Annotated in this window: 18 protein-coding genes; 17 read left to right on the forward strand and 1 reads right to left on the reverse strand. The window is 65.2% G+C overall.

Going from position 1 to position 21,645, the window contains the following annotated elements:
• The 9 genes from J4D28_RS25910 to J4D28_RS25950 form a co-directional block, all read left to right on the forward strand.
• On the forward strand, positions 1-281 hold a 281-nt coding region (locus J4D28_RS25910; RefSeq protein WP_207246476.1), incomplete at its 5' end, for a hypothetical protein.
• Positions 282-316: 35 nt separating this feature from the next.
• The gene (locus J4D28_RS25915; protein ID WP_371920938.1) at positions 317-1,588 is read left to right on the forward strand and encodes a sugar ABC transporter substrate-binding protein; all 1,272 of its coding nucleotides are present in this window, start codon (positions 317-319) and stop codon (positions 1,586-1,588) included.
• A 151-nt stretch (positions 1,589-1,739) separates the two neighbouring features.
• Complete coding sequence (locus J4D28_RS25920) at positions 1,740-2,666, forward strand: carbohydrate ABC transporter permease (RefSeq protein ID WP_103331229.1); 927 nt, start codon at positions 1,740-1,742, stop codon at positions 2,664-2,666.
• Positions 2,667-2,676: 10 nt separating this feature from the next.
• Positions 2,677-3,507: a carbohydrate ABC transporter permease gene (locus tag J4D28_RS25925; RefSeq protein WP_028683916.1), complete on the forward strand. Its 831-nt coding sequence runs from the start codon at positions 2,677-2,679 to the stop codon at positions 3,505-3,507.
• A 168-nt stretch (positions 3,508-3,675) separates the two neighbouring features.
• Positions 3,676-4,779, forward strand: a complete 1,104-nt coding sequence (locus tag J4D28_RS25930; protein WP_103331228.1) for an ABC transporter ATP-binding protein — start codon at positions 3,676-3,678, stop codon at positions 4,777-4,779.
• A 14-nt stretch (positions 4,780-4,793) separates the two neighbouring features.
• Positions 4,794-6,275, forward strand: coding sequence for a mannitol dehydrogenase family protein (locus J4D28_RS25935; protein WP_103331227.1), 1,482 nt, complete (start codon positions 4,794-4,796; stop codon positions 6,273-6,275).
• A 916-nt stretch (positions 6,276-7,191) separates the two neighbouring features.
• Positions 7,192-8,700 carry a xylulokinase gene (gene xylB, locus J4D28_RS25940; protein ID WP_103331226.1) on the forward strand — a complete coding sequence of 503 codons (1,509 nt, stop codon included), beginning with the start codon at positions 7,192-7,194 and terminating at the stop codon, positions 8,698-8,700.
• A gap of 2 nt (positions 8,701-8,702) precedes the next feature.
• Positions 8,703-9,641 (forward strand): carbohydrate kinase, encoded by a 939-nt coding sequence (locus J4D28_RS25945; RefSeq protein WP_103331225.1) that lies wholly within the window; start codon positions 8,703-8,705, stop codon positions 9,639-9,641.
• Positions 9,642-9,691: 50 nt separating this feature from the next.
• Entirely contained in the window at positions 9,692-10,309 is a 618-nt protein-coding gene (locus J4D28_RS25950) for a hypothetical protein (RefSeq protein ID WP_103331224.1), read from the forward strand.
• Between the two features lie 456 nt (positions 10,310-10,765).
• On the opposite strand, the gene J4D28_RS25955 is transcribed toward J4D28_RS25950, so the two are convergent.
• Entirely contained in the window at positions 10,766-12,082 is a 1,317-nt protein-coding gene (locus J4D28_RS25955) for an OprD family porin (protein ID WP_103331245.1), read from the reverse strand.
• A gap of 641 nt (positions 12,083-12,723) precedes the next feature.
• On the opposite strand from J4D28_RS25955, the gene J4D28_RS25960 reads away from it, so the two are divergent.
• From J4D28_RS25960 to J4D28_RS25995, 8 genes are all read left to right on the forward strand, one after another.
• The gene (locus J4D28_RS25960) at positions 12,724-14,076 is read left to right on the forward strand and encodes a UDP-glucose/GDP-mannose dehydrogenase family protein (RefSeq protein WP_009048938.1); all 1,353 of its coding nucleotides are present in this window, start codon (positions 12,724-12,726) and stop codon (positions 14,074-14,076) included.
• Positions 14,073-15,092: an NAD-dependent epimerase gene (locus tag J4D28_RS25965; RefSeq protein WP_009048937.1), complete on the forward strand. Its 1,020-nt coding sequence runs from the start codon at positions 14,073-14,075 to the stop codon at positions 15,090-15,092. The genes J4D28_RS25960 and J4D28_RS25965 overlap by 4 nt, the downstream gene beginning before the upstream one ends.
• A 74-nt stretch (positions 15,093-15,166) precedes the next feature.
• Positions 15,167-15,940, forward strand: coding sequence for a sugar transferase (locus J4D28_RS25970; protein ID WP_009048936.1), 774 nt, complete (start codon positions 15,167-15,169; stop codon positions 15,938-15,940).
• A gap of 1 nt (position 15,941) precedes the next feature.
• Positions 15,942-16,586, forward strand: coding sequence for a CpsD/CapB family tyrosine-protein kinase (locus J4D28_RS25975; protein ID WP_009048935.1), 645 nt, complete (start codon positions 15,942-15,944; stop codon positions 16,584-16,586).
• A 22-nt stretch (positions 16,587-16,608) separates the two neighbouring features.
• Entirely contained in the window at positions 16,609-17,622 is a 1,014-nt protein-coding gene (locus tag J4D28_RS25980) for a polysaccharide biosynthesis/export family protein (protein WP_009048934.1), read from the forward strand.
• Between the two features lie 11 nt (positions 17,623-17,633).
• A complete protein-coding gene (locus J4D28_RS25985) occupies positions 17,634-19,202 on the forward strand; it encodes an LPS biosynthesis protein (RefSeq protein WP_038632291.1) in 1,569 nt (522 codons plus the stop codon).
• Between the two features lie 23 nt (positions 19,203-19,225).
• Positions 19,226-20,290, forward strand: coding sequence for a glycosyltransferase family 4 protein (locus tag J4D28_RS25990; protein WP_103331223.1), 1,065 nt, complete (start codon positions 19,226-19,228; stop codon positions 20,288-20,290).
• Positions 20,287-21,645 carry an O-antigen ligase gene (locus tag J4D28_RS25995; protein WP_103331222.1) on the forward strand — a complete coding sequence of 453 codons (1,359 nt, stop codon included), beginning with the start codon at positions 20,287-20,289 and terminating at the stop codon, positions 21,643-21,645. The genes J4D28_RS25990 and J4D28_RS25995 overlap by 4 nt, the downstream gene beginning before the upstream one ends.

The following is a 21,645-nucleotide window of genomic DNA, read 5'->3' on the forward strand; positions in this document are numbered from 1 at the left end:
CGCCGTTCTCCGGCCCAGGCCGCCACGGCAAAAAAACCAATACGCAATCTCCCCGGTTTTACCCGGCGCGAACGGGCGAATCCCTGGCCCATGGCGGCTTGCGCCGGGCGAAGGATTTCATCGCAGTGCAAAAAAGTATCGATTCGAGTGTCAGGGATGATTTGTCAGCGCGGGCGTTGAGGGCTGTAATCAGCCGCACATTCTTCCCTGCATCCGGAAGACACAACAACAATAACCGTCCTTCTGCTGCCCACCGGGCCCGGAAGAGGAGTGCACGATGAAACCCTGCATTACCGCCCTGCTCGTCACCACCTGCATGACCCTGAGCGGCGTCAGCCTCGGCGCCCAGACCCTGACCATCGCCACCGTCAACAACAGCGACATGATCCGCATGCAGAAACTCTCGAAAGCCTTCGAGAGCGAGCACCCGGAGATCAAGCTGAACTGGGTGGTGCTCGAAGAGAACGTGCTGCGCCAGCGCCTGACCACCGACATCGCTACCCAGGGCGGACAGTTCGACGTGCTGACCATCGGCATGTACGAAGCCGCCCTCTGGGGCGCCAAGGGCTGGCTGCAACCGATGCAGGACCTGCCCGCCGCCTATGACCTGCAGGACATCTTCCCCGCGGTGCGCGAAGGCCTGTCGGCCAAGGGTACGCTGTACGCCCTGCCGTTCTACGCCGAAAGCTCGATGACCTACTACCGCACCGACCTGTTCAAGGACGCCGGCCTGGTCATGCCCGAGCACCCGACCTGGGAGCAGATCGGCGAATTCGCCGGCAAGCTCAACAAGCCCGAGCAGGAGCAGTACGGCCTCTGCCTGCGCGGCAAGGCCGGCTGGGGCGAGAACATGGCCCTGATCACCACCCTGGCCAACGGTTTCGGCGCGCGCTGGTTCAATGAGCAGTGGCAGCCGGAATTCACCGGGACCGAATGGAAGAACGCCCTGACCTTCTACGTCGACACCATGAAAAAGGCCGGCCCGCCCGGCGCCTCCAGCAACGGTTTCAACGAGAACCTGGCGCTGTTCAACAGCGGCAAGTGCGCGATCTGGGTCGACGCCAGCGTCGCCGGCTCCTTCGTCACCGACAAGTCGCAGAGCAAGGTCAGCGAACACGTCGGCTTTACCTACGCCCCGCACCAGGTGACCGACAAGGGCAGCGCCTGGATGTACTCCTGGGCACTGGCGATCCCCACCAGCTCCAAGGCCAAGGATGCCGCGCAGACCTTCGCCAACTGGGCCACCTCCAAGGAGTACGGGGCCCTGGTCGCCGAGAAAGACGGCATCGCCAACGTACCGCCAGGCACCCGCGCCTCCACCTACAGCGAGGCCTATCTGCAGGCCGCGCCGTTCGCCAGGGTGACCCTGGAATCGCTGAAGGTCGCCGACCCGACCAGGCCGACCCTCAAGCCGGTGCCCTACATCGGCATCCAGCTGGTGACCATTCCCGAGTTCCAGGCCATCGGCACCCAGGTCGGCAAGCTGTTCTCCGCCGCGCTGATCGGCCAGACCACGGTCGACCAGGCCCTGGCCGCCGCGCAGCAGACCACCGAACGCGAAATGAAACGCGCCGGCTATCCCAAGTAATCCCCCAAAACCTGTAGGAGCGAGCTTGCTCGCGAAAAACGTCAAGACAGCGCATTCACCCAGGTTGGGCGCGTTATCGTTGACGACCATCGCGAGCAAGCTCGCTCCTACAGGGAACCGCGTTACGCGTACCTGAACGGTTGTGATCGCCATGAATACCTCGACTGCCAAAACTCATTTGCCAATGCCCCAGGTCGCGCGCAAGCGCCGCCTGCTCAACCCCGGCTGGTTCCTGGTCAGCCCCTCGGTGGCGTTGTTGCTGCTGTGGATGATCGTGCCGCTGGGCATGACCCTGTACTTCTCGCTGATCCGCTACAACCTGCTGTACCCCGGGGAAAACCAGTTCGTGGGACTTGAGAATTTCAGCTACTTCCTCAGCGATTCGGGCTTTTTGCCCGGGGCCGGCAACACCCTGCTGCTGGTGGGCAGCGTGCTGCTGATCAGCGTGGTGTTCGGGGTACTGATCAGCGCCCTGCTGGAGGCCAGCGAGTTCCTCGGCCGCGGCATCGTCCGGGTGTTGCTGATCTCGCCGTTCTTCATCATGCCCACGGTGGGCGCGCTGATCTGGAAGAACCTGATCTTCCACCCGGTGTCGGGAATTCTCTCCGCCGTGTGGAAGCTGTTCGGCGCCCAGCCGGTGGACTGGCTGGCCCACTACCCGCTGCTGTCGATCATCATCATTGTCTCCTGGCAGTGGCTGCCGTTCGCCATCCTGATCCTGATGACCGCCATGCAGTCGCTGGACCAGGAGCAGAAGGAAGCCGCGCGCCTGGATGGCGCCGGGGCCATCGCGATCTTCTGGCACCTGACCCTGCCGCACCTGGCGCGGCCCATCGCGGTGGTGGTGATGATCGAGACCATCTTCCTGCTCTCGGTGTTCGCCGAAATCTTCACCACCACCAACGGTGGCCCGGGCTACGCCTCGACCAACCTCGCCTACCTGATCTACAACCAGGCGCTGGTGCAGTTCGACGTGGGCATGGCCTCGGCCGGCGGCCTGATCGCCGTGGTCATCGCCAATATCGCCGCGATCATCCTGGTACGGATGCTCGGCAAAAACCTGACTGACAAGCCCTGAGGTGCGCGCCATGACCCTGCAACAATCCCGCCGCCTGCAAAGCCTGCTGCTCGGCACCCTGGCCTGGGCCATCGCGATCCTGATCTTCTTCCCGATCTTCTGGATGCTGCTGACCAGCTTCAAGACCGAAATCGATGCCTTCGCCACGCCGCCGCAGTTCATCTTCACGCCGACGCTGGAGAATTACCTGCACATCAACGAGCGCAGCAATTACCTGGCCTTCGCCTGGAACTCGGTGGTGATCTCCTTCAGCGCCACCGCCCTGTGCCTGCTGATCGCGGTGCCGGCGGCCTATTCCATGGCCTTCTACGAGACCCGTAACACCAAGCGCACCTTGCTGTGGATGCTGTCGACCAAGATGCTGCCGCCGGTGGGCGTGCTGATGCCGATCTACCTGCTGGCCAAGAGCTTTGGCCTGTTGGACACGCGCATCGCGCTGATCGTGATCTACACCCTGATCAACCTGCCGATCGTGGTCTGGATGATTTACACCTACTTCAAGGACATCCCCCGGGACATCCTCGAGGCCGCGCGGCTGGACGGCGCCACGCTGGGCCAGGAAATGCTCCGGGTGCTGCTGCCGATCGCCAAGGGCGGCCTGGCCTCCACCGTGCTGCTGTCGCTGATCCTGTGCTGGAACGAGGCGTTCTGGTCGCTGAACCTGACCTCGTCCAACGCCGCGCCGCTGACCGCGCTGATCGCCTCCTACTCCAGCCCCGAAGGGCTGTTCTGGGCCAAGCTCTCGGCGGTCTCGACCCTGGCCTGCGCGCCGATCCTGATCTTCGGCTGGATCAGCCAGAAACAGCTGGTGCGCGGCCTGTCCTTCGGCGCCGTGAAATAACCCGAACGCCACCCTTGATCAACGCTGATCCAAACCCTGTAGCCGCTGCCGAAGGCTGCGATCGAGCCGCAGGCTCGCCAGCGACCACACAGACGCCGAGGCCCCTGCGGTGCCTATCGCAGCCTGCGGCAGCGGCTACACCGAAATTCTGAAATCCGGAGAGATTCCATGGCCAACCTGAAAATCAAGAATCTGCAAAAAGGCTTCGAAGGTTTTTCCATCATCAAGGGCATCGACCTGGAGGTGCGCGACAAGGAGTTCGTGGTCTTCGTCGGCCCCTCGGGCTGTGGCAAGTCCACCCTGCTGCGGCTGATCGCCGGCCTGGAGGAAGTCAGCGGCGGCACCATCGAACTGGATGGCCGCGACATCACCGAGGTCAGCCCGGCCAAGCGCGACCTGGCCATGGTGTTCCAGACCTACGCCCTGTACCCGCACATGAGCGTGCGCAAGAACATGTCCTTCGCCCTGGACCTGGCCGGTGTGGCGAAAGCCGAGGTGCAACAGAAGGTCAACGAGGCCGCGCGCATCCTCGAACTGGGGCCGATGCTGGAGCGCAAGCCCAAGCAGCTGTCCGGCGGCCAGCGCCAGCGCGTGGCCATCGGCCGGGCCATCGTGCGCAACCCGAAGATCTTCCTGTTCGACGAGCCGCTGTCCAACCTCGACGCCGCGCTGCGGGTGCAGATGCGCCTGGAGCTGGCGCGCCTGCATAAAGAGCTGCAGGCGACCATGATCTACGTGACCCACGACCAGGTCGAAGCCATGACCCTGGCCGACAAGGTGGTGGTGCTCAACGGCGGCCGCGTGGAACAGGTGGGCTCGCCGCTGGAGCTGTACCACAGCCCGGCCAACCTGTTTGTCGCCGGCTTCCTCGGCACGCCGAAGATGGGCTTCCTCAAGGGCCGGCTGAGCCGGGTCGATGGCCAGGGCTGCGAGGTGCTGCTGGAGGCCGGCACCCGCATCCAGCTGCCACAGCGCGGCGCCCACCTGAGCGTCGGCAGCCCGGTGACCCTGGGCATCCGTCCCGAGCACCTGGAACTGGCCCGCCCCGGCGACTGCACCCTGCAGGTCACCGCCGACGTCAGCGAGCGCCTGGGCAGCGACACCTTCTGCCATGTCCGCACCGCTTCCGGCGAAGCCCTGACCCTGCGTATCCGCGGCGACCTGGCCAGCGCCTATGGCCAGCAACTGAACCTGCACCTGGATGCCGAACACTGCCACCTCTTCGATGCCGACGGCGTGGCCGTGGCCAGGCCGCTGCGCGCCGCCGCCTGAACGAGAACCGAACGATGAAACTGAACCGACACAACCTCCACCGCCTGGCCCCTGAAGTGCGGCTGCCCGCCTACGACCTGGCCGAGACCCGGCAAGGCATGGTGCATATCGGCGTCGGTGGTTTCCACCGGGCGCACCAGGCCTATTACACCGATGCCCTGATGAACACCGGCGAAGGCCTGGACTGGAGCATCTGCGGGGTCGGCCTGCGCGCCGAGGATCGCCGCGCCCGCGACGACCTGGCCGGCCAGGACTGCCTGTTCACCCTGTTCGAGCTGGGCGACAGCGACGCCGCCGAAGTGCGGGTGATCGGCGCCATTAGCGACATGCTGCTGGCCGAGGACGGCGCCCAGGCGCTGATCGACAAACTGGCCGACCCGCAGATCCGTATCGTCTCGCTGACCATCACCGAAGGTGGCTACTGCATCGACGACAGCAGCGGCGAGTTCATGGCCCACCTGCCGCAGATCCAGCATGACCTGGCCCACCCGCAGCAGCCGAAGACCGTGTTCGGTTTTCTCTGCGCGGCCCTGGCCCAGCGCCGGGCAGTCGGGGTCCCGGCCTTTACCCTGATGTCCTGCGATAACCTGCCGCACAACGGCGCGGTGACCCGCAAGGCGCTGCTGGCCTTCGCCCGCCAGCGCGACGCCAACCTGCACGACTGGATCGCCGCCAACGTCAGCTTTCCCAACGCCATGGTCGACCGCATCACGCCGATGACCAGCACCGCCCACCGCCTGCAACTGCACGACCAGCACGGCATCGACGACGCCTGGCCGGTGGTCTGCGAGCCCTTTGCGCAATGGGTGCTGGAAGACCAGTTCGTCAGCGGCCGGCCGGCCTGGGAAAAGGTCGGCGTGCAATTCACCGACGACGTCACGCCCTACGAGGAGATGAAGATCAAGCTGCTCAACGGCAGCCACCTGGCCCTGACCTACCTGGGCTTCCTCAAGGGTTATCGTTTTGTCCACGAGACCATGGCCGACTCGCTGTTCGTCGCCTATATGCGCGCCTACATGGACCTGGACGTGACCCCGCAACTGGCGCCGGTGCCGGGCATCGACCTGGACGACTACAAGGACACCCTGGTGGCGCGCTTCTCCAACCGGGCGATTGCCGACCAGCTGGAGCGGGTCTGCTCCGACGGCTCGTCGAAGCTGCCCAAGTTCACCGTGCCGACCCTCAACCGCCTGATCGCCGACGGCCGCGACACCGAGCGCGCCGCCCTGGTGGTCGCCGCCTGGGCCCTGTACCTCAAGGGCGTGGACGAAAACGGCGACACCTACGCCATTCCCGACCCACGGGCCGCGTTCTGCCAGGCGCTGGTGGCGGATGACGCACTGATCGGCCAGCGGCTGTTGGCGGTCGAGGAAATCTTCGGCACGGCGATCCCCGCCAGCGCGGCATTCACCGCGGCCTTCGAGCGCTGCTACAGCAGCCTGCGCGACAACGGCGTGACCCGCACCCTGGAGCGGGTATTGGCCAGGGGCCGCTGATGCTTGCCTGTCGCCGATGCGTTTCTCCAGGCAGATCGCGGATTCAGGTTTTGCGATTGCTACGCAATCGATCGCAGCCTCGCGAGCTCGGCAGCGGCTACATAGCCACCGCAAACCCTGTAGCCGCTGCCGAAGGCTGCGATCGGCTGCGCAGCGGCCGCAAATCCTGCCAACGCGTTTCTCCAGACAGATCACGGACTCAGATTTTGCGATTGCTACGCAACCGATCGCAGCCTCGCAGGCTCGGCAGCGGCTACACAGCCACCGCAAACCCTGTAGCCGCTGCCGAAGGCTGCGATCGGCTGCGCAGCGGCCGCAAGGCCTGCCGACGCGTTTCTCCAGACAGATCGCGGACTCAGGTTTTGCGGTTGCGTTGCAACCGATCGCAGCCTCGCAGACTCGGCAGCGGCTACACGGCCACCGCGAATCCTGTAGCCGCTGCCGAAGGCTGCGATCGGCGGCGTAGCCGACGCAAATCCTGCCGACGCGTTTCTCCAGACAGATCGCGGACTCAGGTTTTGCGGTTGCGTTGCAACCGATCGCAGCCTCGCAGGCTCGGCAGCGGCTACACGGCCACTGCGGGCCCTGTAGCCGCTGCCGAAGGCTGCGATCGGCTGCGCAGCAGCCGCAAATCCTGCCAACGCGTTTCTCCAGGCAGATCACGGACTCAGATTTTGCGATTGCTACGCAACCGATCGCAGCCTCGCAGGCTCGGCAGCGGCCACACCGCCACCGCAAACCCTGTAGCCGCTGCCGAAGGCTGCGATCGGCGGCGTAGCAGCCGCAAGGGCGGCCGATGCGTTTCTCCAGGCAGATCGCGGATTCAGGTTTTGCGATTGCTCCGCAATCGATCGCAGCCTCGCAGGCTCGGCAGCGGCTACAGTGGGTTTGATTTGAATTTTGTGCAGGTTCATCCATGACGACGCAACAGCTTTTCCTCGGCATCGACTGCGGCACCCAGGGCACCAAGGCCGTCGTCCTCGACGCCGCCAGCGGTGACGTACTGGGCCTGGGCGCGGCACCCCACAGCCTGATCAGCGGCGCCAATGGCCGCCGCGAACAGGACGTCGGGCAATGGCGCGAGGCGTTCGCCCTGGCCACCCGCCGGGCCTTATTGGCCGCGGGTATCAGCGGCCAGGACATCCTCGGCATCGGCGTGTCCGGCCAGCAGCACGGCCTGGTCCTGCTCGACCCACAGGGCCAGGTGCTGCGCCCGGCCAAGCTCTGGTGCGACACCGAATCCACCCCGCAGAACCAGCGCCTGCTGGATCATCTGGGCGGCGAACAGGGCTCCCTGGAGCGCCTCGGCGTGGCGATTGCCCCCGGCTACACGGTGTCGAAACTGCTGTGGACCCGGGAGCAGCATCCGCAGATCTTCCAGCGCATCGCCCATGTGCTGCTGCCCCACGACTACCTGAACTACTGGCTGACCGGCCGCTGCTGCAGCGAATACGGCGATGCCTCGGGCACCGGCTATTTCAATGTGCGGACCCGGCAATGGGACCTCGCGCTGCTCAGGCACATCGACCCCGACGGCCGCCTGGAAGCCGCCTTGCCGGAACTGCTCGAAGCCCACCAGCCAGTGGGCACCCTGCTGCCGGAGATCGCCCGGCAACTGGGTCTCAACCCGCAGGCGCTGGTGTCCAGCGGTGGCGGCGACAACATGCTGGGGGCCATCGGCACCGGCAATATCCAGCCCGGGGCGATCACCATGAGCCTGGGTTCTTCCGGCACCCTGTACGCCTATGCCGAGCAACCCCGGGTCAGCGCGGACGCCGCGGTGGCGACCTTCTGTTCCTCCAGCGGCGGCTGGCTGCCGCTGATCTGCACCATGAACCTGACCAATGCCACGAGCGCGGTGCGCGAACTGTTCGAGCTGGATATCGACGCCTTCAACCAACGGGTGGCGCAGGCGCCGATCGGCGCCGAGGGCCTGTGCATGCTGCCGTTCCTCAACGGCGAGCGGGTCCCCGCCCTGCCCCATGCCAGCGGCAGCCTGCTGGGCCTGACCGCCAACAACCTGACCCGGGCCAACCTGTGCCGCGCGGTGGTCGAAGGCACCACCTTCGGCCTGCGCTACGGCCTGGACCTGCTGCGTCACAACGGCCTGCAAAGCCAGAGCATCCGCCTGATCGGCGGCGGTTCGAAAAGCCCGCTGTGGCGGCAGATGGTCGCCGATATCATGCACACCCCGGTGGTCTGCACCGAGCAGAGCGAAGCCGCGGCCCTGGGCGCGGCGATCCAGGCGGCCTGGTGCCAGTCCCACCACAGCGGCCAGGCACAGAGCCTGGCACAGCTGTGCCAGCGCTGCGTGAGGCTCGATGCAAGCAGCGAAACCTTGCCGATAGCGGCCAATGTCGCGGCCTACCAGCAAGCCTATGAAGGCTACCAACAGCATGTGGCAACCCTTTTGAAGAGCGAATGACTATGTACCTGGTCTGTGGTGAAGCACTGTTCGATTTTTTCAGCCAAGACGATGCCAGCGGTCGGGCATCGCGGGTCAACTTCCAGGCAATCGCCGGCGGTTCACCCTTCAATGTCGCGGTGGGCTTGCGCCGCCTGGGCGTGGACGCAGCGCTGTTCGCCGGGCTGTCCACCGACTACCTCGGCCGGCGCCTGTTGCAGGTGCTGCGCGACGAAGGCGTGAGCGAAGACTACCTGCTGCACGTCCAGGCACCGACCACCCTGGCGATGGTCGCGGTGGGCGCCGATGGCTCGCCGCAATACAGCTTCCGTGGCGAAGGCTGCGCCGACCGCCAGTTGCAACTGGCCGATTTGCCGCCGCTCGACAGTCGGGTGCGCGGCCTGCACATCGGTTCGTTTTCCCTGGTGGTGCAACCGATCGCCGACACCCTGCTGGCACTGGTGCGCCGCGAGCGTGGCCAGCGCCTGATAAGCCTCGACCCCAACGTGCGCCTCAACCCGGCCCCGGACATCCAGCTGTGGCGCCAGCGCATCGACACCCTGGTCCGGCTGGCCGACCTGATCAAGGTCAGCGACGAGGACCTGCACCTGCTCTACCCCGACCAGGACCCGCAGCACGTGATCGAAGGCTGGCTGCAGCATCACTGCCAGCTGGTGTTCCTGACCCGCGGCGCAGAGGGCGCGACGGTGTTCAGTCGGGCACATGGCCGCTGGTCGGCGCCAGCCATGCCGATTAAGATGGCCGACACCGTGGGCGCCGGCGACACCTTCCAGGCCGCTCTGATTGCCTGGCTGACCGAACGACAGCTGGATTCGTTGGAGGGTGTGGCGGGCTTGAGCCGGGACCAGATCGACCAGATGCTCAGGTTCGCCATCCGCGCCGCGGCGCTGACCTGTGGCAAGACCGGACCGGACCTGCCCTATCGCCACCAACTGAACTGATCGCAGGAGCGCCACGCGGCGCTCCCATCGACCCGAATAGAGCCTTGCCTTTGACCCGCTTCGCCTATGCCGCCGTAGTACTCCCCCTCGTCCTGACCGGCTGTGCGACCTCGCCGCCGGCCAACCCCAACGACATCTGCGAAATCTTTCGCGAGAAAAGCGACTGGTACAAGGCGGCCAAGGCCACCGAAGAGAAATGGGGGGTGCCGATCCAGGTGCCGCTGTCGATCATCTACCAGGAATCGAGCTTCAAGCAGGACGCCTTGCCGCCACGCAAATACCTGTTGTGGGTGATTCCCTGGGGCCGGGTCAGCACGGCGGCCGGCTACCCGCAAGCCAAGGACGAAGTCTGGGGCGACTATCAGCGCAAGGGCGACAACTACTGGGCCAGCCGCACCAACTTCGCCGACGCCACCGACTTTATCGGCTGGTACATGGACCAGACCACGCGGGTCAACGGCGTGACCAAGCAGGACGCCTACCGCCAGTACCTGAACTACCACGAAGGCTGGGGCGGCTACCGCCGGCAGACCTATGCGGCCAAGCCCTGGCTGCAGACCGTGGCGATGAAGGTGCAAAGCCGCTCCAGCCTGTACGGCCAGCAATACGCCGGTTGCCGGGAAGAACTGAACCGCGGCTTCTGGAGCCGCTTCTGGGATTGGTTGTAAGCGCCTGACGCGGATCTCCCCGCCTCCTTCGCGCTCCGTAGCCGCTGCCGAGCACCGCGAGGCTGCGATCGGCTGCAACGCAGCCGCCCAACCAGCGCACGCGGTGTACCTGATGCAACGCGGTTACCGGGTTTGCGACGGCTGCGCCGCCGATCGCAGCCTCGCAGGCTCGGCAGCGGCTACAAGACACCGCGATCCCCTGTAGCCGCTGGCGCAGGCTGCGACCGGCTGCAACGCAGCCGCCCAACCAGCGCACGCGGTGTACCTGATGCAACGCGGTTACCGGGTTTGCGACGGCTGCGCCGCCGATCGCAGCCTCGCAAGCTCGGCAGCGGCTACAAGACACCGCGATCCCCTGTAGCCGCTGCCGAAGGCTGCGATCGGCTGCGCAGCAGCCGCAAGGCCTGCCGACGCGTTTATCCAGGCAGCTCGCGGATTCAGCTTCCGGCAGCGCCGTCAGAGGATCGAGAAGTTGTAGCTGACGATCAGCCGCGTCTCGTCCACGTCCCGGGCGAACTTCTCGTAGTTGCTGCGGTAGGTGGCGTTACGCAAACGCAGGCTGACGTCCTTGAAAGTGCCGCTCTGCACCACGTACTTGAGTTCGCTGTCGCGTTCCCATTCGCGACCTTCCTGGTCGCTGCCCGGGACCTTGATATGGTCGCCGCTGACATAGCGGGTCAGGAAGCTCAGGCCGTTGATGCCGATGGCCTTGAAGTCGTAGTCATAGCGCAGCTGCCAGGAACGCTCCTGGGCAGCGGCGAAGTCGTTGACCTGCACGTAGTTGACCAGGTACGGGTTGCTGCCATCGAGGTACGGCATCGAGTTGTCGCCGTTCATGCGCTGCCAGCCGGCGCTGAAGGTGTGGCCGTCGATGGCGTAGCCGAGCATGCCGCTCAGGGCGCGGTTGTCGATGGAACCGGCGCGCTCGGCGCCACTGTCGGCACTCTTGAGCAGGCGCAGGTCGGCCTTGAGTACGCCCGGGCCCAGCGGCTGGTTGGCCAGCAGGCCGATGAAGTGCTGGCGGTAGATGTCTGCAAGCTCCCCGTAGTGATACTGGCCGGTCAGGCGGTCGTTGAACTTGTAGTCGATGCCGTACATGTCGAAATGGTCGGCGGTGACGTTGCAGGCGTAACGCTTGTTCTTGCAGTGCACGCGGATGTCCTGGGCGTCCGTGGAATCCCGGGCGGTGTAGCGGTCCAGGCGCGCGGCCATGAACGTCAGGTCCTTGATCTCCTTGGACGTGAGCATCGCGCCATTGAACAGGGTCGGCAGCAGGCGCCCGTCGTTGTACTTGAGCAGCGGCAGGTCCGGCAGCAGCGCGCCGTACTTGAGCACGCTCTGCGACACGCGCACCTTGGCCGTCAGGCCGAGCTTGGCGTACTGGTCCTTGGAGCCCCGCGGGTCCTGGCCGCTGGACGGCAGCAGGCCGCTGTTGCTGCGGTCGGGGCTGGAATCGAGCTTGAAGCCGAGCATGCCCAGCGCGTCGATACCAAAACCGACGGTGCCTTCGGTGTAGCCCGATTGCAGGTTGAGAATGAAGCCCTGGGCCGCCTCTTCGCGCTTGGAGGCGCCCTGATCGTTGCTGGTATGACCGTCGCGGAAGTCACGGTTGAAGTAGATAGTGCGCGACTCGAGCTTGGCGCTGCTGTCTTCGAAGAAGCCCGCGGCCTCGGCCTGGGCGGTAAAACCCGCGCACAGGCAAAGGGCGCCGAGGCCCACCGTTGGATAACGCAGCGGTCGGAATGAGTGCAGCAAAGGGAAAGGGGGACGCATGAAAAGCTCCAGCAGTGCATCGGTAACGCGGATGAAAGAAAGGCAATAGCAATCCATCTGGCGAATCATTTCTGGCCAGGTGAATTGATCAAATCAATGTTGACCCGCAATGATGGCAGATGGCTTTGACGGGCTACACTCGACTTTAGTCTGAAGCTGCTACAGCCTTTGGCACTTCCCGCGCTCTTCCAGCGCACTGCCCCGCCTGCGATAAAGCGATCATTTCCAACACTTTTTTCCGTCGTGGAGGCCCTTGACCGAGGCGCCATTCATTGGGCGATTCCAGAAGTTTTGGATCCAAGCAAGCGTCCGCCGACGATAAAAACGCTGTTTTTTTCACTCAAAAAACTACCGTTCGTCGGCTTTATTTGCCCTTACGAGTTTTGTATCAAGGAATTGACACAATGCTTTCACCACCCTTTCAGACTACCTATCTATTTGATTTTAAAAATAATTAATTAATTTATAAAAGGATCCAAAACGCCATCGTCATTTATACAACACGGCAAAACGCCAATTAACCGTCTCCATGCTGTGGTAGTGTCAAAAAAAGAACGCGAAAAGGACTTGCACCTATTCAGTTCTTTAAGAAGTGGGCAGAAAAAACTCACTCATTACCCATCACGGATGAGGTTCCTCCCTTGGATGTCAGCGTTTTTGGTACCGGCTACGTCGGCCTGGTACAAGCAGTCGCCCTGGCCGACGTCGGCCACAACGTGGTCTGTGTCGACATCGACGGCCAGAAAGTCGCCCAATTGCAGCGCGCCATCGCGCCCATTCACGAGCCGGGGCTGACGACGCTGATCGAAGACAATCTGAAAGCCGGCCGCCTGTCCTTCACCACCCTGGCCCAGGACGCGGTGAACCATGGCGAGCTGATGTTCATCGCGGTCGGCACCCCGTCCAACGAAGACGGCTCCGCCGATCTCGACCATGTGATTGCCGTCGCCCGCGACATCGCCCGCCTGATGCACAGCGACAAGACCCTGGTGATCAAATCCACGGTGCCGGTGGGCACCGCCGACCTGGTGCTGGAAACCGTCATCGAGCAGCTCACCGACCTGGGCAAGTCCGAGCTCAGGGTGCATGTGGTGTCCAACCCCGAGTTCCTCAAGGAAGGCAGCGCGGTGGCCGACTGCATGCGCCCGGACCGGATCATCGTCGGCTGCGCCCATGACAAGCCGCGCCAGCAGTTGAGCGAGCTGTACGCGCCGTTCAATCACAACCGCGACCGCCTGATGTTCATGGATAACCGCAGCGCCGAGCTGGTGAAGTACGCCGCCAACGCGATGCTCGCCACGCGCATCAGCTTCATGAACGAAATGGCCAACCTGGCCGAGCGCCTGGACGTCGACATCAGCGCCGTGCGCAAGGGCATCGGCGCCGACCCGCGGATCGGCTACCACTTCATCTACCCGGGCGCCGGCTTTGGCGGCTCGTGTTTCCCCAAGGACCTCAAGGCGCTGATCCACACCGCCGAGAGCCATGGCCTGGAGCCGCACATGCTCAAGACCGTGCGCGACGTCAATGAGCAGCAGCGCCACGTGCTGTTCCGCAAGCTCAAGGCGCATCTGGGCGACAACCTGCGCGGCAAGGTCATCGCCCTCTGGGGGCTGGCCTTCAAGCCCAACACCGACGACATGCGCGAAGCCACCAGCCGCTACCTGATGGAAGCGCTGTGGGAGGCCGGCGCCACGGTGCATGCCTACGACCCGGAAGCCATGACCGAATGCCGGCGCCTGTACGGCTACCGCCCCGACCTGCAGCTGTGCGCGACCCGCGACGACACCCTGCAATGCGCCGATGCGCTGGTGATCTGCACCGAGTGGAAGGCCTTTCGCGTGGTCGATTTCAACCAGCTGCGCGAGCGCCTCAAGGCACGGCTGATCGTCGACGGGCGCAACCTCTACAACCCGCAACAGGCGGCGGATGCCGGCCTGCATTACCTGAGCATCGGACTACCCTATCGTCTACCGGGGGCGCTCTACGCATGAATATCCTGATCACCGGGGCCGCCGGTTTCATCGGCGCCCATACCGCACTGCGTTTGCTCAAGGATGGGCATCAGGTCACCGGGCTGGATAATTTCAACGACTACTACGACCCGCAACTCAAGCGCGACCGGGTGCGCTGGGTCGAGCAACAGGTGGGCGCCTTCCCGCTGTACTGCCTGGACCTGAGCGATGCCGACGCCCTCGACCGGCTGTTCGCCCAGGTCCGCCCGCAGGTGGTGATCAACCTGGCGGCCCAGGCCGGGGTGCGTTATTCCCTGGAAAACCCCAAGGCCTACCTGGACAGCAACCTCGGCGGCTTTCTCAACCTGCTGGAAATGTGCCGGCGCTACCCGGTCGAGCACCTGATCTACGCCTCGTCCAGCTCGGTGTACGGCGCCAACCATCACACCCCGTACAAGGTCAGCGACAACGTCGACCATCCGCTGTCGCTGTACGCCGCGAGCAAGAAGGCCAACGAGTTGATGGCCCACAGCTACAGCCACCTGTTCGACGTGCCGGCCACCGGCCTGCGCTTCTTTACCGTGTACGGCCCCTGGGGCCGCCCGGACATGTCGCCGATCCTGTTCGCCCAGGCCATCTGCGAAGGCCGGCCGCTGAAGCTGTTCAACTACGGCATGCACCAGCGCGACTTCACCTACATCGACGACATAGTCGAATCCCTGGTACGGCTGCTGGGTAAACCGCCAGTGCGCGACCCGCTGTGGAACCGCGACCAGCCCGACCCGGCCACCAGCATGGCGCCCTGGCGCCTGTTCAATATCGGCGGGCAGCGCCCGGTGGAACTCAAGGACTACGTCGCCACCCTGGAGCAACTGCTCGGGCGCAAGGCGCTGGTCGAGTACCTGCCGCTGCAACCCGGCGATGTGCTGAACACCTGCGCCGATGCCAGCGCCCTGGAGAACGTCACCGGTTTCGGCCCGCAGGTGCCCCTGGCCGAAGGCCTGGGACGCTTCGTCGACTGGTTCCAGAGCTACTACCGGCCGCCACGGGACTGACGAATCACACCGAGCTGCACCGGCGAACCCGCTCGCCGCTTCTACCCACTGCCTATGGAAATACCCCGATGGACATGGAGAGACCATTCTCATCGCCCGCGCCTTCTGTTCCCGATAAGCCGACGCCGGCTGCCGGCCCCGTCCATATCGACCGGCGCAACGACCCGTTCCGGCGCAAGGTCGAGGCCGCCGTCGAGCTGCAACGCCGTGGCTGGCTGACCGGTCGCCGCGGCGGCTGCCCCTGGACCCTGTCCCTGAGCAAGCGCCTGACCTCGACCCTGTTGGCCGCGCTGATTTTGCTGCTGATCGCGCCGCTGCTGCTGGCGATCGCCCTGCTGATCAAGCTGACCAGCCCCGGCCCGGTGTTTTTCGTGCAGCTGCGTACCGGCTTTCGTGGCCGGCGTTTCGGCATGTACAAGTTCCGCACCATGGTGGTCAACGCCGAATCCCTGAAGGACTCGGTGCGCCACCTGAACAAGCACGGCCCGGACTCGGTGGACTTCAAGATCGACCGCGACCCGCGGATCACCGGGATCGGCGGTTTCCTGCGGCGCACCAGCCTCGACGAGCTGCCGAACCTGATCAATGTGCTGCTCGGCCAGATGCGCATCGTCGGCCCGCGGCCGACCTCGTTCCACGCCCAGACCTACAAGGAACACCATCTCGGCCGCCTGAGCATCTACCCCGGCATCACCGGCCTGTGGCAAGTGTCCGGGCGCAGCGATGTGGATTTCGACGGCCGGGTGACCCTGGACATGACCTACATCTTTCAGCAGAGCCCCTGGCTGGACCTGAAGATCCTGCTCAAAACCCCTCTCAAAGTCCTCAACGGCCACGGAGCAAGTTGAAATGGCGGCTGCAACCTTTGCCAGTCTGGAGATCCAGACCCCCACCGAAAGCAACCTGGCCGTGACCGTACTCGACCAGCAACTGCGGGTGATCCTGCTTACCGCGCCGAATCGCAACAGCGGCGTGACCACCAGCAGTCTGGCCCTGGCCAACGAGCTGGCGCGCACCAGCCGCGGACGGGTGCTGCTGCTGGACACCAGCCTCGCCGACGACAGCCTGACCCAACGCCTGGGCCTGGAACAGAACCCGGGCTTCCTCGACCTGGTGCTGGCCGAGCAGCCGCCGAGCCTGGCGTCCTGCATCGAGCATCCCGGCGCCCCGGGCTTCGACTTCCTGCCCCTGGGGCGTCGCCAGCAGTACAGCGAACGCCTGACCAGCCAGCCGCTGCGGGAACTGTTCGCCGCGCTCAACGAGGTGTACCGCTTCGTGATCGTCGACGGCGACCCGGTGTACAGCAACGGCGACCTCCTCACCCTGAGTACCCAGGTCGATGGCGTGGTGCTGGTGGTGCGCAGCGAGGAAACCCGCTGGGAAGTGGCCCAGGCCGCCGCGCAACGGCTGGTCCAGGCCGAGGCGAAACTGATCGGCAGCGTGTTCAACGCGCGCAAGTACTACATGCCCAAATGGGTCTACGACCGTCTCTGACCGGCACAAGGAAAGTCTGCACATGAAACCTCAAGCGCTCCCCCTTTGCCTGTTGCTGGCCGCCCTCGCCGGCTGTTCCAGCCCCGACGTCGAGCAAATGCCGGTGCAGGTCCTCAGCGCCGACGCCGGCCAGGGCCAGATGACCGAAGTGCTGCCGGTGGAGCAGGTCCTGCGTCCCCAGGACGTGCTCGACGTGATCTTCCACATCGGCAGCACCAGCCAGACCCGCTATCGGGTGCAGCCGGGCGACCAGGTCGACGTCTCGTTCCTCAGCGCCGCCGAGCTGGGCGGCAACAAGCTGGTATTGCCCGACGGCAGCATCGAGATGCCCTACGTCGGCAATGTACAGGTTGCCGGGCTGACCGCCGAAGAGGCGCGCCGGACCCTGGAAAGCGCCTATGCGCGGGTGCTGAAGAAACCCCAGGTGACCTTTTCGATTTCCCACGCCATGGCCCAGCTGGACAACCTGCGCACCAGCCTGACCAACCCGGCCACGGGCCTGAGCCGCGAGATCACCGTCGGCTCGGACGGGCGCGCCAGCTTCCCGTTGCTCGGTGCCATGTCCTTGCAGGGCATGACCCTCAGCCAGCTGCAGAAGACCATCAACCAGCGCTACGCCAAGGAAGTCGGCCAGGTCAGCGCCGACGTGCTGCTCAAGTCGACGGCGGCCAACGAAGTGTTCGTGCTCGGTGAAGTCGGCCAGCCCGGCGCCTACCCGATCCGCCGCCCGGTGTCGGTGCTCGAGGCCCTGACCCTGGCCAAGGGCGCCGGCCCCACCGCGCGCCTGGACTCGGTGGTGATCATGCGCCGCACCGGCAACCAGGTGCAGGCCCGCACCTACGACGTCGCCGCCGCCCTGGACCGCAACGCCGCGCAGTTCGCCTACCTGCAGCCGGACGACCTGCTCTATGTGCCCAAGACCCGCCTGGCCAAGGCCGGCGCGTTCAGCAAGCAACTGGCGGACATCATCATGTTCCAGGGCGTCGGCTTCAGCTTCGGCTACCGCGTCGACAACAAAGAATCGGACAACAATTGAGCCTTCCCGCGATGAACAGAATCGAAAACTACCTGCACGAGTTCCTCCTCGTGTTCTTCGTCAATCGCCGGCTGATCAAACGTGTGTTCCTCGGCTTCGCCGTGATCGCCCTGCTGTTGCCGCTGGTGCTGCGCCAGAGCTACGAGATCACCGCCGAAGTCATAGTGCAGTCGAAAAAGCTGTCGCAGAGCGACGCCAATACCGTGCTCACCCCGGACAGCGACAAGTTCATCCCGCCGTCCCTGGCGGACATGGAAACCGAGAGCAATATCCTGCGCTCGCCGACGCTGATCCGCGAAACCATCGGCCAGTTGCGCGAGGCCGGCGAGTTCGGCGACGGCGAGGGCCTGCTCGCCCGGCTGCTCTTCAATCCGCTGCGCGATCATGTGACCACCCCGCTGCGCGCAGCCCTGGGCCTGAAGATCGAGCCGGTGCGCGACACCGCCCTCGACGCCATGACCAACCAGGCGGTCAAGGACCTGAAGATCGCCACCCTGCCCGGCTCCAACGTGATCTCGGTGGTCTACGCCAGCGCCGACCCGACCCAGGGCACGCGTTTCGTCGAGCGCCTGCTGGCCAACTACCTGAAGAACCGCCAGGACCTGCAATCCAACGAGCTGCCGCAGGCCTTCTTCGAGCAGAAGAAAGTCCAGTACCAGGAGCGCCTGGACGACCTCGAAGGCTTGCGCCAGGCCCTGCTGGAAGCGGCCCATGCCTCCGATCCCAAGGAAGAGATCACCTTCCGCCTGAACGCGATCAACACCGAGGAGCAGTCGCTCAACGGCTACCGCGACCAGGCCCTGGAGAACCAGCGCCGCCTGGACTACCTGCAAAACAACCTGAAGGCCGCGCGCAAGGGCAGCCTGACCGACTACACCTTCCCCTTCGCCTTCGCCAACACCGTGGACAACGTGGCCTACGAGGACCGCGAGATCAAACAGCTGGGCGAGCAGTTGACCAACCTGGTGAGCCAGTACGGCACCACCTCCGACACCTACCGCGCCGACAGCGTGCCGATGCAGCAGCAGCGCGAGCAGATCGTCCGCGCCCGCGCGCAGTTCCTCAAGGTCGTGGAAAACCGCGTGCGCGAGCGCACCAGCGACCTGCAGATCACCAACTCGGTGATCGCCCAGAAGACCGCGCGGATCAACGAATACAAGACCCGCGTGCGCGACCTGCAGGAAGTGCTGAGCAAGCTGCGCCAGCTCGACACCGAGATCGACGCCCTGCACAAGGCCTTCTTCACCTACACCCAGCGCTACGAAGAAAGCCGCGGCGAGCGCCTGATCAATGGCGAGCTGTCCAACGCCCGGGTGCTCAGCCAGCCTTATGAACCCAGCGAGGCAGCGTTCCCCAAACCGATGCTGATCATCCCCCTGGGCCTGCTTACCGGCCTGCTGCTGGCGATTGCCCTGGGCTACGTCTACGAGTTCTTCGATCACCGCTTCAAGCATCCGGCCCAGGTCGGCGACCACCTGAACCTGCCGGTGCTGATGGTGCTCGACGCGGTGCAGGCGCCGGTGGTCAACCCCTACCCGCGCTGGACCTGGCAGTGGCTCTGGCACTGGGCCAAGCAGTGAACCGCACGGAACGCGAGAGGCTCATGGCCGACCTGCCGATTGTCCATGTGATCCACAGCGGCGGCTTCTATGGCGCCGAACGCATGCTGCTGGATCATTGCCGGGGCATGCCCGGGCAGCATCGGGTGCTGTTCATCGACGCGCCGCCGGCCCTGCTCGAGCGTTTTCGCGCGGGCGGCGTCGAGTGCCACAGTTGCAGCGGGCTGCGGGCGATGCTCAGCCACCTGGGCCAACAGCCGGTGCTGCTCAATGCGCACAATTTCAAGGCCCAGCTGTTTGCCCTGCTGTGCGCCTGGCGCCTGGGCCTGCCGCTGGTATGGACCCAGCACGGGTTCACTCCGCGCAGCGCCAAGCAGAAGTTCTACACCTGGCTCAGCCTGCGCCTGTGCCGCCGGCACACGGTGCGCCGGGTGGCCTGCGTGGCGCAGAGCATCGCCCGCTTGCATCGCCAGGCGGGGGTCGAGGCGGAGAAACTGCAGGTGATCCCCAACGGTCTGCCCGAGCAGTGCATCCCCGACCAGAACCTGCGCGACCGCAATGCGCCGCTGGTGGGCTTCGTCGGCCGCCTGAGCCAGGAAAAAGGCCCGGACCTGTTTCTCGACGCGCTGATCCCGCTGTGCCAGCAACGCCCGGCGCTGAAGGTGGTGCTGCTCGGCGACGGGCCCTTGAGCGACCTGCTGCGCCAGCGCATCCAGGACGCCGGCCTGGCGTTGCAGATCCTGATGCCGGGCTACCAGAACAACATGAGCAAATGGATGCATCGCCTCAGCGTGCTGGTGCTCAGCTCGCGCACCGAAGGCACGCCGATGATCCTGCTCGAAGCCATGCAGGCCGGCACGCCGATCGCCGCCTTTGCCGTCGGCGGCATTCCCGATGTGATCGAACACAGCGTCAGCGGCCTGCTCGCCCGGCCGCTGGACAGCATTGAGCTGGCCGGGCATATCGCCGAATTGCTGGACGACCCCGACCTGGGTGAACGCCTGAGCCTGGCGGCGCGCCAGCGGCAACGCCGCGACTATCACCTGCCGCGCCTGGCCCTGCGCTGGCAGGCCCTGTACCGCGCGGCCAGCGAGGCCTGGAACCGATGATCGCCTCCCTTTCCCTGGGCGCCCTGCTGGGGCTGGCCTGCCTGCTGCTGCTCGCCAGCCCCTGGCCCTACCTGGCGCCGCTGGTGGTGGTCGGGATGTTCGGCCTGGCGCTGCTGTACCGCCGCACCGGCTGGGGCCTGCTGGGCATCTGCGCGCTGGTGCCGTTCGAAGGCCTGTTCAAGGACAGCTCTTTTTCCGCGGCCAAGCTGCTGGGGGCCTCGCTGATCCTGATCCTGCTGTTCAAGCTGCTGATGCGCCAGATCGGCGAGACGCGGCTGCGCAGCAACCTGTGGCGGGCGCTGCTGCCGTTCCTGCTGTGCCTGCTGCTGAGCCTGATGTACAGCGAGAACCTCGACGTATCCCTGGGCAGCCTGCGGGAACTGGCGGTGGGCCTGGTGCTGTTTTTCGTGACCCTGCTGATCGGCCGCGAGGTCAACCTGCTGATGCTCTGCCGCCTGCTGGCGCTGAGTGTGGCCGCCACCTGCGTGATCGCCCTGTTCTCGGCCAAGTACCAGGTCGGCGGCCGGGCCATCGGCCTGCTGCAGGACGCCAACTACTTCGCCCTGCTGATCGCCATGGCGGTGCCGCCGGCGATCCTCCTGGCCCTGCGCGACCCACACTGGCCACTGCGGCTGTTCTGGGCCGGGGTGACCCTGACGCTGATGGCCGGCATGACCAAGACCGACTCGCGCTCCGGGCTGCTGGTCGTGCTGTTCACCATCGCCATCGGCGCCTGGCACTACCGCCATCGGTTGCAGCGGCTGCGGCCCAAGCACCTGGGGTTCGTCATGTTCGCCGTGGCAATCGTCGTGCCCTTAGGGATCGCCGCGCTGCCGGCGGACTACGTGGCGCGGATCCAGTCCCTGAGCCTGCTCAAGTCCGGCTCTCACTCCGCTGACACTTCCCTGGGCCGGCGCACTTCGTACCTGGTGGTCGGCGGGCAGATGATCCGCGAGAACCCGCTGCTCGGCTCGGGCCTGGGCACCTTCCCGATCCATTACGCGCAGACCGGTTTTGCCAGCGGCTTCTCGGAGAACATGAACGAGCCGGACCTCTACCGGCGCGCCCACAACACTTACCTGGAGCTGTTCAGCGAACTGGGGATTCCCGGCGGCCTGAGCTTTGTCGCCCTGCTGCTGATGGGCCTGCGCAACTTCGAACGGGCACGGCTCGGTTGGTTGCACAAGGGCCGGCAGGACCAGGCCGACATCGCCACCCACCTGGGTCTGAGCCTGCTGGCCCTGGCGGTGTTCCTGCTGTTCCTCAGCGCGCCGAACCACAAATACCTGTGGATCTTCCTGGCCCTGTCCAGCGTCCTGCGCCGCCAGGCCGAAGCCCCGGAGTGCCGCCCATGA

The sequence above is a fragment of the Pseudomonas sp. GW531-T4 genome (genome assembly GCF_017349615.1).
GTDB classification, from domain to species: Bacteria; Pseudomonadota; Gammaproteobacteria; order Pseudomonadales; family Pseudomonadaceae; genus Aquipseudomonas; species Aquipseudomonas chlororaphis_I.

Bases quoted from the DNA above. Each gene is read 5' to 3' on its own strand.
- J4D28_RS25945 (WP_103331225.1), top strand. From the start codon at position 8,703: ATGTACCTGGTCTGTGGTGAAGCACTGTTCGATTTTTTCAGCCAAGAC.
- J4D28_RS25965 (WP_009048937.1), top strand. From the start codon at position 14,073: ATGAATATCCTGATCACCGGGGCCGCCGGTTTCATCGGCGCCCATACC.
- J4D28_RS25925 (WP_028683916.1), top strand. From the start codon at position 2,677: ATGACCCTGCAACAATCCCGCCGCCTGCAAAGCCTGCTGCTCGGCACC.
- J4D28_RS25995 (WP_103331222.1), top strand. From the start codon at position 20,287: ATGATCGCCTCCCTTTCCCTGGGCGCCCTGCTGGGGCTGGCCTGCCTG.
- J4D28_RS25955 (WP_103331245.1), bottom strand. From the start codon at position 12,082: ATGCGTCCCCCTTTCCCTTTGCTGCACTCATTCCGACCGCTGCGTTAT.
- J4D28_RS25980 (WP_009048934.1), top strand. From the start codon at position 16,609: ATGAAACCTCAAGCGCTCCCCCTTTGCCTGTTGCTGGCCGCCCTCGCC.
- J4D28_RS25915 (WP_371920938.1), top strand. From the start codon at position 317: ATGACCCTGAGCGGCGTCAGCCTCGGCGCCCAGACCCTGACCATCGCC.
- xylB (WP_103331226.1), top strand. From the start codon at position 7,192: ATGACGACGCAACAGCTTTTCCTCGGCATCGACTGCGGCACCCAGGGC.
- J4D28_RS25935 (WP_103331227.1), top strand. From the start codon at position 4,794: ATGAAACTGAACCGACACAACCTCCACCGCCTGGCCCCTGAAGTGCGG.
- J4D28_RS25970 (WP_009048936.1), top strand. From the start codon at position 15,167: ATGGAGAGACCATTCTCATCGCCCGCGCCTTCTGTTCCCGATAAGCCG.
- J4D28_RS25930 (WP_103331228.1), top strand. From the start codon at position 3,676: ATGGCCAACCTGAAAATCAAGAATCTGCAAAAAGGCTTCGAAGGTTTT.
- J4D28_RS25990 (WP_103331223.1), top strand. From the start codon at position 19,226: ATGGCCGACCTGCCGATTGTCCATGTGATCCACAGCGGCGGCTTCTAT.
- J4D28_RS25985 (WP_038632291.1), top strand. From the start codon at position 17,634: ATGAACAGAATCGAAAACTACCTGCACGAGTTCCTCCTCGTGTTCTTC.
- J4D28_RS25975 (WP_009048935.1), top strand. From the start codon at position 15,942: ATGGCGGCTGCAACCTTTGCCAGTCTGGAGATCCAGACCCCCACCGAA.
- J4D28_RS25920 (WP_103331229.1), top strand. From the start codon at position 1,740: ATGAATACCTCGACTGCCAAAACTCATTTGCCAATGCCCCAGGTCGCG.